Source organism: Cryobacterium sinapicolor (genome assembly GCF_004403465.1).
Classification (GTDB): Bacteria; Actinomycetota; Actinomycetes; order Actinomycetales; family Microbacteriaceae; genus Cryobacterium; species Cryobacterium sinapicolor.
On the sequence record NZ_SOGQ01000012.1, the window covers coordinates 20,616 to 32,749 of the forward strand.

8 protein-coding genes are annotated in these 12,134 nt (G+C 65.0%); 7 read left to right on the plus strand and 1 reads right to left on the minus strand.

The genetic code is table 11. The annotated features are described in order from the left end of the window. Positions 1-218: 218 nt before the first annotated feature. Together E3T28_RS01840 and E3T28_RS01845 are read left to right on the plus strand one after the other, a co-directional pair. Positions 219-878, plus strand: coding sequence for a hypothetical protein (locus E3T28_RS01840; protein WP_134427370.1), 660 nt, complete (start codon positions 219-221; stop codon positions 876-878). Positions 879-974: 96 nt separating this feature from the next. Continuing rightward, on the plus strand, positions 975-3,878 hold the full coding sequence (locus E3T28_RS01845) for a putative bifunctional diguanylate cyclase/phosphodiesterase (RefSeq protein WP_134427373.1): 2,904 nt from the start codon (positions 975-977) through the stop codon (positions 3,876-3,878). 415 nt (positions 3,879-4,293) lie between these two features. On the opposite strand, the gene E3T28_RS01855 is transcribed toward E3T28_RS01845, so the two are convergent. Next, a complete protein-coding gene (locus E3T28_RS01855) occupies positions 4,294-5,817 on the minus strand; it encodes a DUF222 domain-containing protein (protein WP_134427379.1) in 1,524 nt (507 codons plus the stop codon). Positions 5,818-5,990: 173 nt separating this feature from the next. Here E3T28_RS01855 and E3T28_RS17050 point away from each other — a divergent pair, with 173 nt between their 5' ends. From E3T28_RS17050 to E3T28_RS17530, 5 genes are all read left to right on the plus strand, one after another. Continuing rightward, positions 5,991-6,851, plus strand: a complete 861-nt coding sequence (locus E3T28_RS17050; RefSeq protein WP_134427382.1) for a hypothetical protein — start codon at positions 5,991-5,993, stop codon at positions 6,849-6,851. Positions 6,852-7,088: 237 nt separating this feature from the next. Next, the gene (locus E3T28_RS01865; protein WP_134427385.1) at positions 7,089-8,759 is read left to right on the plus strand and encodes a GspE/PulE family protein; all 1,671 of its coding nucleotides are present in this window, start codon (positions 7,089-7,091) and stop codon (positions 8,757-8,759) included. Between the two features lie 19 nt (positions 8,760-8,778). Continuing rightward, positions 8,779-10,197 (plus strand): type IV pilus twitching motility protein PilT, encoded by a 1,419-nt coding sequence (locus E3T28_RS01870; RefSeq protein WP_277613353.1) that lies wholly within the window; start codon positions 8,779-8,781, stop codon positions 10,195-10,197. Continuing rightward, on the plus strand, positions 10,197-11,426 hold the full coding sequence (locus E3T28_RS01875; RefSeq protein WP_166786896.1) for a type II secretion system F family protein: 1,230 nt from the start codon (positions 10,197-10,199) through the stop codon (positions 11,424-11,426). Before E3T28_RS01870 ends, E3T28_RS01875 begins: the two co-directional genes overlap by 1 nt. Positions 11,427-11,613: 187 nt before the next feature. After that, positions 11,614-12,063 (plus strand): type II secretion system protein, encoded by a 450-nt coding sequence (locus E3T28_RS17530; protein ID WP_277613354.1) that lies wholly within the window; start codon positions 11,614-11,616, stop codon positions 12,061-12,063. Positions 12,064-12,134: the final 71 nt, after the last annotated feature.

A 12,134-nucleotide genomic window follows, 5' to 3' on the forward strand; every position in this document is an offset into this window, starting at 1 on the left:
CTGGATGGCCCCCTGCTTCGGCAGGGGGCCATCCGCCGTTAACGGCCGGTGGTCGAGCAACCTCGCTAGTTGAGCAACCTCGCTGGTCGAGCATCCCCGGTGGTCGAGCTTGTCGAGACCCGAGCCTGTCGAGACCCGGGCCCGACGGCACCCGCGATAAGCTGACCAGAACTCTCTGGGGGTATCGCATGGCTGCAGGTCCGGTGTCCGCTTCGGCAATGACGCGTCGACGGATGTGGGTGCTCCTCGGCGCCGTCGGCTCCCTGCTGGTCATCGCCCTCGTCGTCCTACTCATCGTGTGGCGTGGCGGCGCGAGCACCCCCGGCGCCGTGGAGGACACCGGGCGCCCGCAGCCGCACTCGTCCCCGGCACCCCTGGCCCTCGCCGCGCTGCCGGAGCAGACGTCGGCGCCGGACGGGCCGCGTCCGTCGACCTGCGACGAGCTGTACAGCCCGGCGATCGTGTCTGCCTTCGGCGATCTCGTGCTCAACCCCGCCTGGGTCGCCGAGGAGAACTCGGGAGTCAACCGAGGGTCCGAAGACCAGGAACTCATTGCTCTGATCGACGCCGCCGGGAAACCCCTCACCTGTGTCTGGGCGAACGAGAACGGCGGATCCGGTCTGGGTCTCACCACGGAACTCGTGTGGGTCACCCCGGAGCAGTCGGCCGCAGTGCAGAGCCGGCTGACCGCGATCGGCATGAACTGTTATGAGGAACTCGGCGGCATGCGCTGCCTCATCGAGTCCACGAACGACGGTGAAATCACGGGTGAGTCGCACTTCCTTCGCGACGGCCTCTGGCTGGCCACCAGCTACTTCAATGCCGGACCGGACGGCTACACGCACGACATCATCGCCAATGTGTGGGCCGGTGCGTAGCGCACGCCCATCGATCGGCGGATCCGCGCAATTCCCGCAGCCGGTATTGTTGGAACAACGACCAGCACTGTTGCTTTTCGGAATCAAAGGAACAGCATGCGCGTGATTGGGCAGTTCGGTGCGACGCTGGTCGGCGCCGCAGGGGTCATTATTCTCGTCTCCTGGTATGTCGGCATCGGTTCTCTGCCGCCGGCGCTCGTCTCCCTACTGGCAATGAAGCCGATGGCGGCCGTCGGGCTCGTCTTGGTGTCAGTGGCATTGCTTGTTGTCGAACGTCGCCGGCTGACCCTGGCGCTGGGGCTGTCGGCCCTCGTGATCGGTGCTCTCACTTTCGCCGAGTTCGTGCTCGATCGTTCATTCGGCATCGATACGCTCCTGCCCGGAATCGACTTCGAGGGGCTGCCCGAGCGCATGGCGCCGTCCACGGCCGTAGCTCTCACCTTGCTCGGGGCATCCGTCGTCGCCAGCCGAGCCGTTCGATCCGCCCCGATGCTCGGTTTTGCCTTCGGGGCCCTGGGCGTCAGCCTCGTCGCGACCCTGGGCTACGCCTACGGTGTCTCCTCGCTCTATTCGATCGGCGGCTACACCAGCATGGCCTGGCCGACGGCCTTGGGGATTGCGATCCTGGCGGCGGCGCTGTTGTTCCAACGCCCCGATGCCGGCCTGATCGGCCTTCTCCGCGACGGGGGGAGCGCGGGCCGACTCCTCTATCAGGTACTCCCATTTCTTGTTCCGGGCCCGTTCGTGCTCGGTTGGATCCTGCTGTGGGGTGAGCGTCAGGGGTGGTATGACACGGAGTTCGGCGTTGCCGGCCTGGTCCTGGGTCTGACGGTACTCACCGGCGTACTGGCCTGGGTCGCGGCTAAACGGCTGCGCAACCTCGATCGCGAGCGCGATGCCGCCATGCACGCTCTCGCCGAGGCCAACCACACGCTGGAGGACACGGTCGAGAACCGCACCCGCCAGCTCGCGGAGACGGCCGACACGCTGCACACCCTGATCAAGATCGCACCGGTCGGAATAGTGCAGTTAGACGCCGAAGGCGGGCTCATCTCTGCCAACGACCAGTGGTTGGCGCTCAGCGGTCTCACCAAGGCCGAGTCGCGCCGCGACGGCTGGGCGAAGGCCGTGCATCCCGACGATGCGGAGCGCGTGGTCCGTGAGTGGCAAGCGAGCGCCGCCGCCGGCGTGGCCTACGAAACTACCCTGCGGTTCCGCACTCCGACCGGCCAGGTCAACTGGGTGCAGGTGAGCACCGCCCCAATGCGTGACAACCAGGGCATCATCGGGCACCTGGCCAGCGTCACCGATGTGACCGCCCAGCGTGCGGCCGAGAACGCGGCGGCGGCCGCCGCCGCCCGGTTCGAGGCCGCCTTCGCCTCCTCGCCGCTTGGAACGGCCATCGTGACGGTGGACGGTCAGATCGTGGCCGCCAACAAGCGGCTCCTGGGTCTGGCGGGACGCACCGACACCCTGGTGGCCGAGCAGATCGAAACGATCTTCATGCCGGCCGAGAACGGTGACGACGATCTGCCGGAGGGCGCTGGTCAGGGCGCTGCGTCCACCCGTCAGCGGCTGGACCGACGGATGCGCCACGGCGGCAACCAGGACACCTGGGTCAAGGTCAGCATCGCCGAGATCGCGGAGATCTTCGAGGGTGACCAGGCCGGAGGACTGCTCTACCAGGTAGAGGACATCACCGCCCGGCGCCTTGCGGAGGCACGGGTGGAGCACCTGGCCTTCCATGATCCGCTGACCAACCTGCCCAACCGCCTGCTGCTGCTCGACCGTTTGAAGCAGGCACTGCTGCAGGCGTCACGCCGGAGTCGCGGTGTTGCGGTGCTGTTCATCGACCTCGACCGGTTCAAGTTCGTCAATGACAGCCTCGGGCACCACGCCGGCGACGCGGTGCTGACCGAGGTTGCCATCCGCCTCCGGCAGAGCATCCGGGCCAGCGACACGGTGTCCCGGATCGGGGGCGACGAGTTCGTCGTGATCTGCCCGGATGTCGGTGGCAGCGAGGACGTGCACCGCATCGCCGATTCGATCCAGGCATCCATCGCGCGGCCGATCATGATCGGTGACCAGATCGCATCCGTCGATGCCAGCATCGGAATCGCCTTCGGCCTCGGGCACGACGACGCCGAGGTGCTCCTGCGTAACGCGGACCAGGCCATGTACCTGGCGAAGGATCGCGGACGCGCCCGCTACGAGGTCTTCGACGACGACCTGCGGTACCGCATCCATCAGCGGCTCGACAGCGAACTCGCCCTGCGCGACGCAGTCGACCTGGGCGAGATCGAAACCTGGTATCAGCCGATCGTGGATCTGCAGAACCACACCGTGGTGGCCACCGAGGCACTGGCGCGCTGGCGGAGGCCCGAACGCGGGCTCGTCATGCCGGGCGACTTCATTGCGCTGGCTGAGGAAGTGGGCCTGATCAAGGGGATCGGGTCGACCGTGCTCGGTCAGGCGTGCCGGGCGGCCACGGCGTTGGAACAGGGAATGGCGGTCAGCGTCAACGTGTCCGCGCGGCAGTTCGTGCAGGATGACTTCGGTGACGTCGTCAAACGGGTCCTCGCCGAGTCGGGCCTGCCACCGGAACGGCTCTGGCTGGAGTTGACCGAGAGTGCGGTGCTGGAGGCTATCGATTCCGCCGCCCGCACCTTCCAGGAGCTGCGCGGAGTCGGCGTGCGGCTGGCGATCGACGACTTCGGCACAGGGTATTCGTCGTTCACCCACCTGCGCGCGTTCACAGTCGACCTCCTCAAGATCGATCTGACGTTCATCCGAGACCTCGAGAGTTCCGATCACGATCGGGCGATCGTGGAGGGAATCCTGCGTCTGGCCGACTCCCTGAACCTGGATGTCGTCGCGGAGGGCATCGAAACAGCCTCGCAGCGAGACCTGCTGCGGGGGATGGGCTGCCGCTACGGCCAGGGCTACCTCTTCTCGAAGCCGGCCCCGAGCGCGTATCCCGCCCTGCTCGTCGCCCCCTGACCCGGGTCGTCGAGCCTCGACGTGCTGAGGTTTCCCGCACTCGGTGGTTGAGCCTGTCGAAACCCGGTGCGCCGCCCTCCCGAGGTTCCCCCACCGGTGGTCGAGCCTGTCGAAACCCGGTGCGCCGCCCTCCGGAGTTTCCCCGTCCGGTGGTTGAGCCTGTCGAAACCCGGTGCGCCGCCCTCCCGAGGTTCCCCCACCGGTGGTTGAGCCTGTCGAAACCCGGTGCGCCGCCCTCCGGAGTTCCCCCGTCCGGTGGTTGAGCCTGTCGAAACCCGGTGCGCCGCCCTCCCGAGGTTCCCCCACCGGTGGGTCGAGCCTGTCGTGACCAGTGACCAGTGACCAGTGACCAGTGACCAGTGACCAGTGACCAGTGACCAGGAGCACTCACCCGCACGACTCACCTGAGACTGCCCTACAACCCCGCCCTCTTGCTCGGCAACGCGACCAGAGTCTGCTCCAAATCGACCTCCACCGGTGGCCGCAGCCAGTACTGCGTCCCCGTTCGGATGATCGTCCAGTGCTGATTGTGCAGCAGCAGATGGTGCGGATGACACAGCAGGACGCCGTCGGCGAGATCGGTGTACCCGTTGTCCTTCAACCACTCGTTGATGTGGTGGGCTTCGTTCCAGGCGGGTGACCGGTCGCAGTCGATCCAGAGGCATCCGCCATCGCGTACGGCCATCGCGGCCCGCTGTTTCTCGGTGAAGAGTCGCGCCTCGCGGCCGACATTCACGATTAGCCCGTTGTCATCGAACTTGATTCCGCGGGTGCCGGTGTCACAAAGCAACCGGTCAATGGTTTCCTGCGAGATCGGGACCGGATTTCCGTCGATCAGCCCGTGCGCGGCTGTTTCGGCCGACCCGTGCTCGCTGACCTTCTCGGCCTGATCCGTCTGGCCGGTTTGATCCGCCTGGCCGGCCTGATCCGTCTGGCCGGCCTGATCCGCCTGGCCGGCCTGACCACCGTTGAGCGCCTTCTCGGTCACGATGACCCGCACCGCGGGCCGGCGCCCGCCGAACACTCGGCCCGGGTCGGCCTCCCCGGCGATCTTGAGCAGCTGTACGAGCGAGTCCGCGGCGATCTGCTCGTTCGTGCGCGGGTCATCTTGCATCTTCTTCGCCCATGAGGCCCGCTCCTTGTCGACGAAGCGCACCCCGCCACGGCGTGGGCCGGTGATGGAGTCGAAGGTGGAGAGCACGAACTCGCCGTCTTCGGGCGAGAACAGCCCGTTCAGGCGCACATTGCCGTTATTGAGCCGGTAGACCTTCAGGTAGCGGTCGTCGTAGGCCTGCTTCTCGCGGGCGGCGATGCCGGCCTCGTCGAGCGAGTCGCGCATCCGTCTCGCCCGTTTGAAGACCTCGTCGGCATTCAACGAGGCCGCCTCGACCAGCAGCGCCTCCAGCGCCGCACCGAGCCTCTCCGCCGTGACCGCCGCGTCGATCTGGCCGAGTCCCGCGCGGATCGACTCGGCCGCGTCGACAGACAGCGTTCCCGCGGTGACGGCCCGGGCGATCGGTGCCTGCCACGGCACCTTCGCCTCGAACCCCGCAACCTCGGCAGCGTCCCTGTCGGGCGAGGAGAGTGCCGCCTCGACACGCTTCTCCGCCGCCTCCGCGTCGGCCATCATGGTGCCGACGGCCACGAGCTTGTAGGCGTCACCCTTCGACGACCCGGTCCACTTCTGGATCAACGCCTCCGGTGAGAGAAACCCCTGCTGGGCCGCCAGCCCCGAGTGCCCGAGCTCCGGTCGGGACCTCTCGGCGATGGTCGCCGCCATCCAGACGGAGTAGGTGTCGAGGAGGCGGCGGGCCGAAGCGATTCGCGTCTGCCCTGTCAACACGTCAGCGTCGGGCAGGGCCGCAAGGTCGGCGCTCGAGGAGCCCAGCAGGGCCACGGCGTCGGCCGCCTGCCTGAGGTCTTCCGCGAGGTTGGTCATGTTACGAGGATACCTCAGCCCGCATCTGTTGTCGAGAGTTTCTCACCGAAATTGGTCAAGAATATCGAATTTGTATTCGATCAGAGACTGCCGCACGGGGGCCGTCCCTTGCCATCCGTTGCCTCAATTGAGACCCCGGCAATGGTGGAGGCACAACCTCGGAGGAGACGCCGATGAGTCCAGAGAATGCGGCCGAGAACGAGAGCGCCGCCGGCCACTCGTCCCCGGTAGGGGGCCCGCCAGCAGCCCGACGACGAGCCTGGATCGGACTGGCCGCATTCGCCTCCGCACTCCTCATTGTTCTCGTGGTGGCGCTGGTCTGGCGGGTCGGCGAAGGCTTTCCACGCGCAGTCGACGCCACCGGAACCGCCAATGGAACCGGCTCCGGCACCGGCACCGGAACCGGAACCGGCACCGGAACCGGCACCGGAACCGCCACAGTGCCGCCCACCCCAACCAAGACACCCGGCGCTACAGAATCGCCTGCCACGGTAACACCCACCCAGGCGCCCACGGCAAACCCTGAGCCGGGCCAATCCGCAACCGCTGCACCCGGGCAGGCCGCGGCGCCGGGCGTTCCGCGTCCGGCCACCTGCACGCAGCTCTACACCCCGGAAATGATCCATGCACTCGGCGACCTCACGCTGAATCCCGAGTGGAGTCAGGACCAGGACAACGGGGTGGCCCACGGCACGGATGACTCCGAGTTGCGGGCCCAGATCGACGCCCTTGACCACCTGACCTGCGTTTGGGCGAGCCCCTACGGGGGATCCGACACCGGCATCATCACCAACGTGGTCTGGGTGACCCCGGAGCAGAGCGCGGCCGTGGAGGCCAGGCTCGTCGCGAAGGGCCTGGAATGTTTCAACCAATCGGAGGGCCGCCGCTGCGTCATCCAGACGAACACGGTGGATGGCGCCTTCGGGGAGTCACATTTTCTGCGCAACGGCATCTGGCTCGCCACGAAGTACACGAACGCTGGCCCGCTGGGCTACACACAGAACATCATCGACAACCTCTGGATGGGTGTTTAGGCTGCGCAGAGCAGGCAGGCAGGCAGGGTGAAAATCGCCACAGGGGACGCCCCACGAGCCAACCCATTCCGCCTGCGATCCGCGGGCCGTAACCGAGTCGCTGCCGGGCCCCATTAGGATCACTAATCAGAGGCTTTTTTCGAGCCGTGCCCCCCTCATTGTGGGTCTGGCAAGACTTCCCGCCCCAGAGATAGCGTTATTCGTTACTTACTTGCCGAGCCTGTTCGAGAGGATCGCGTGGCCAGCCTCACCGAAATCTTGATCCTGCACGGCCTGCTTCCCATTGAGGAGCTGGACCACCTCATGGCCGGCGACCCCGCCGACGAGTCTGCCGTTCGCGCCCTCGTGGCCAAGGGCGTCATCACCGAGGTGCAGTTCGCCAAGGCTCGGGCCCAGCAGGCCAACCTGCCCTTCGTCGAGCTGATCGACTACCCGGTCGATCGCCTGGCGGTGTCACTCGTGCCGGTGGCCGTCTGCAAGCGCCACGAGGTGCTCCCGATCGCGGTCGACGATGGTCGCCTCATCCTGGCCATGGTCGATCCCGGCAACGTTTTTGCCGTCGACGACGTGCGCGAAGCATCACGGATGCGCGTCACCCAGGTTGTCGCCGAGCGCGCCGACCTGCTCGCCGCCATCACCCGCTACCACCGAGCCGACGACGAGCTCAGCGACCTCACCTCCACACTCGAGGAAGAGAACGCCGCCGCCGAGAGCACCTCCTTCGGCGTCTCCGATTCCATCGACGACGACGCCCCGATCGTGCGGTTCGTGAACCTGCTGGTCAGTCAGGCCATCCAGGACCTGGCCTCCGATATTCACATCGAACCCGGCGAGCACAACCTGCGGGTGCGCTACCGCATCGACGGGGTGCTGCACGAGATGCAGACCGCGCCGAAGAGCATCCAGAACGGCGTCATCTCCCGGCTCAAGATCATGAGCGATATCGACATCGCCGAGCGGCGCAAACCGCAGGACGGCCGCATGACCGTGCGCCACGCCGGCCGCCAGATCGATCTGCGCGTCGCGACCCTCCCCACCGTGTGGGGCGAGAAGGTCGTCATGCGTATCCTCGACAATTCGAACACGACCCTCGACGTGCGCGCGCTGGCCCTGCTCGAGCACAACTTCGAGGCCTACAAGACCTCGTACTCCAAGCCCTACGGCATGATCCTGATCACCGGACCCACCGGTTCGGGCAAGTCGACCACTCTCTATACGACCCTGGGCGCGGTCGCCCGCCCCGAGATCAATGTGATCACGGTCGAAGACCCGGTCGAGTACCGCATGGCGGGCATCAATCAGGTGCAGGTGAACCCGAAGGCGGGCCTCACCTTTGCGAGTGCGCTGCGTTCCATCCTGCGAAGCGACCCGGATGTCGTCCTGCTGGGTGAGATCCGCGACCACGAGACCGCACAGATCGCCATTGAGGCGTCGTTGACCGGGCACCTCGTGCTCTCCACCCTGCACACCAACGACGCGCCGAGCGCCATCACCCGGCTCACGGAAATGGGCATCGAGCCCTTCCTGGTGGGCTCTGCACTCGACTGCGTGGTGGCCCAGCGACTCGCCCGCCGTCTCTGCGATAAGTGCAAGACGCCATCCGCTCTGACCGCCGACTATCTGACGCGGCTGCGCTTCTCGTTCGACCTGGAGCGCCCGCTGCCCACGATCTTCGAGGCGGTCGGCTGCACGCAGTGCTCAAAGACCGGATACCGGGGGCGCATCGCCGTGCACGAGGTGATGACCGTGACCGAGGAGATCGAGCGGCTCGCCGTGGCCCGAGCATCGAGCGCCGAAATCGGCCGGGTGGCGCGCGAACACGGCATGATCACCCTCCGCGAGGATGGCTGGGCGAAGGCGCAAATGGGTTTGACATCGATCGAAGAAATCTTGCGAGTGGTCGCATAGTGCAAAAGGGGACATCTGCATGAGCCAGCCCATTTACGAAATCCCGGTCACGCCCCCAGGGGCTGCCGAGGGCAGCTGGCGCCTTGGCGATCCCGACCGGCGCAAAGCTGAACCGGTCGCAATGCCCGACGTTGACGCCACGACGATCGATACAGCCAACACCAGGGTCTACTCGCTCGATGAATTCACGGCCCCGGGAGGTCGTCGCTCCGCTGAACCACAGGCGATCGCCCCACAGGTTGCCAGGGCGGAAGCAAGACTCACCCCTGAGGAGCGCGCCGCCCTCGGCAACGCAGACCCCGACCTCGTGGCGGCCCTCGAGGAGGTCGTGATGTGCAATGCGTCCGACCTTCATGTCACGGCGGGTGCGCCACCCAGCATCCGCGTGGACGGCGGTCTCCGCCCCATCGAAGGGGTGCCACGATGGATGCCGGAGAAGGTCACGAAGGCCCTTTACAGCCTGCTGCTCCCCGACCAGCGCGAGCGGTTCGAGCGTGAACAGGAACTTGACTTTGCCTATACCGCTGGTGGGGCTCGCTTCCGTGTCAACTATTACCAGCAGCGCAACTCCATCGGTGGAGCTTTTCGTCTGATTCCCCGAGAGATCAAGCCGCTTGAGCAGCTCGGCGTGCCTGCTTCCATCGGCAAATTCGCTGGGCTCGCGCGCGGGCTTGTGCTCGTGACCGGACCGACGGGGTCCGGCAAGTCGACGACGCTCGCGGCACTCATCGACCTTGTGAACCGCACCCGAGCAGACCACATCATGACCGTGGAAGACCCGATCGAATTTCTGCACAGACATCAGAAATCACTGGTCAACCAGCGGGAAGTCGGCCACGACACGCACAGCTTCGCAAACGCTCTAAAGCACGTTCTGCGCCAGGACCCCGACGTGATCTTGATCGGCGAGCTCCGCGACCTGGAGACGATCTCGGTTGCGTTGACCGCTGCTGAGACCGGGCACCTCGTCTTCGCCACGTTGCACACCCAGTCCGCAGCGCAGACCGTCGACCGAGTGATCGATGTCTTCCCGCCTCACCAGCAGGGTCAGGTGCGCGCTCAGCTGGCCGCCACCCTGCAGGGTGTCGTCTGTCAGACGCTGGTCAAGAAGGCCAGCGGGAAGGGCCGTGTTGTCGCCACCGAAGTGCTCGTGACCACTCCCGCGATTGGCAACCTGATCCGCGAGGGCAAGACCTACCAGATCACCTCGATGATGCAGGCCGGTCGAGGGCTGGGCATGCACACGATGGACCAGCATCTGGCAGAGCTCGTCGATGCCGGCCAGATCACCCGTGAAGCGGCGCTCGAAAAGGCACAAGAACCCGATGCCATCGGCCAACTGATCCAACGCTCAGAGACCCCAAGCGATGAGATCGGACGAGCGATAGCTTCCGGTGGTATCGATTTCGGTGACTCCTACTCGCGGGACAAGCACTGATGGCAACAGTCCAGGCATTCACCTATAAGGGGCGCGATTCAGCCGGGAAGATCGTCAAGGGAAAGTTGGATGCCTCGAGCGAGGCAGCAGTAGCGTCCCGGCTTAATTCGATGGGCTTGTCTCCGATTTCGATTAGCGCCTCACCGGAGGGAACCGGACTAAGCCGGGAAATCACGATCCCGGGATTCAGCAAGGGCGTTGGCCTGAAGGACCTCGCCATCATGAGCCGCCAGATGGCGACCATGATCGGCTCTGGCTTGTCCCTATTGCGCGCGCTCAACATTCTGGCCGAGCAAACCGAAAGCGCAGCGCTCTCGAAGCTCCTCGTACTTGTGCGCGACGATGTCGAGTCGGGCACATCTATCTCAGATGCGCTCGGCAAACACAGCGAGTCGTTTCCGCCGATCATGGTCAACATGGTTCGGGCCGGTGAAACGGGCGGATTCCTCGACGGCGCTCTCGAGTCAATCGCTGCGAACTTCGAAAAGGAAGTCAAGCTCCGAAACACGATCAAGTCGGCGCTGACCTACCCCGTCATCGTGCTGCTGATGTCCCTCGCTGCCGTCATGATCATGCTGATCTTCATCGTGCCGATCTTTGAGGATATGTTCGCGGGCGCGGGCGACAAGCTGCCTCTCCCAACGATGATTCTGGTCTACCTTTCGCGCTCGATGACGTGGGTGGGGCCGCTTCTCGCCGTTGTCATCATCGCCTTCAGCGTCTGGTGGAAAAAGAACAAGAACACGGACAGAGTGCGGAAGTTCGTTGACCCTCTCAAACTCAAACTGCCGGTCTTCGGGCCGTTGGCAAAGAAGATCGCCGTCGCCAGGTTCGCTCGCAACTTCTCGAACATGATCGGCGCCGGCGTGCCGATCCTTCAGGCACTGAAAATCGTGGGCGAGACCTCCGGAAACTGGGTGATCGAGAACGCCCTGACCGAGGTCGCAGAATCGGTGCGCCAGGGCCACTCCATTTCCGCGCCGCTCCTGAACCAGCCGGTGTTTCCTCCTATGGTTACCCAAATGATCGCAGTCGGTGAAGACGCCGGCTCGCTCGAGGTCATGCTCGACAAGATCGCGGACTTCTACGATGACGAGGTTCAGTCGGCCACCGAGCAGCTCACCGCCATGATCGAGCCCCTCATGATCGCATTTCTGGGCGTCATTATCGGAGGCATGGTCATTGCTCTTTACATGCCGATCTTCGGCATCGCCGGCGCAATCGAATAATCGCCCAGAGCTTGCTGCGTGTTCCGTGATGACCGATGTGAATATTGACCCCCACGACTGGGGGTGTTTCGAATTCACATTGCCCTCTCTCGCGGGTCGTGGGGGGTTATCGCTGCCCATACAGTGGAATCCTGATCGGTTCCCGAAAACCGGTTCCTGTGCAACCACTCACCGATTGGAACTCATCGTGCTCACTCGCAGCCTCAACGCCCTCAACGCCCGACGCAAGAACCCTGACGCGAACGAAAAGGGCTTCACCCTGATCGAACTCCTCGTCGTCGTCATCATCATCGGCATCCTCGCCGCCATCGCAATTCCGGTCTACTTGGGCATTCAGAACAACGCCAAGGAGTCGGGCGTGCAGTCGGACGTGGCCAACGCCAAGATTGGCGTTGTCGCAATTCAGACGGACACGGGTGCGCTTCCGGCTGCTGGGACGATCGACCCATCAGCGAACTCTAAGTACGGCTTCACCAAGAGTGCAAACACCGGCGCCCTCACCTTGACCGTCGGAGCGGGCGCTGCATTCTGCGTGTCTGCACCCAGCACGACCTCTCCAGTAGTGACTTTCGCGGCTAGCGACCTTGTCGGCGCCAAGAAGGGCACTTGTTCGGCAGGCGCCTTCGTAGCCCCGTAAGGAAAGAGTCTCACGAGGAGAGGGACGTCACACGGATGTCCCTCTCCTCGCACTCAGCATCTACGCGGCCA

Coding starts and splice junctions, on each gene's coding strand:
- E3T28_RS01840 (WP_134427370.1), top strand. CDS start 219: ATGACGCGTCGACGGATGTGGGTGCTCCTCGGCGCCGTCGGCTCCCTG.
- E3T28_RS01845 (WP_134427373.1), top strand. CDS start 975: ATGCGCGTGATTGGGCAGTTCGGTGCGACGCTGGTCGGCGCCGCAGGG.
- E3T28_RS01855 (WP_134427379.1), bottom strand. CDS start 5,817: ATGACCAACCTCGCGGAAGACCTCAGGCAGGCGGCCGACGCCGTGGCC.
- E3T28_RS17050 (WP_134427382.1), top strand. CDS start 5,991: ATGAGTCCAGAGAATGCGGCCGAGAACGAGAGCGCCGCCGGCCACTCG.
- E3T28_RS01870 (WP_277613353.1), top strand. CDS start 8,779: ATGAGCCAGCCCATTTACGAAATCCCGGTCACGCCCCCAGGGGCTGCC.
- E3T28_RS01875 (WP_166786896.1), top strand. CDS start 10,197: ATGGCAACAGTCCAGGCATTCACCTATAAGGGGCGCGATTCAGCCGGG.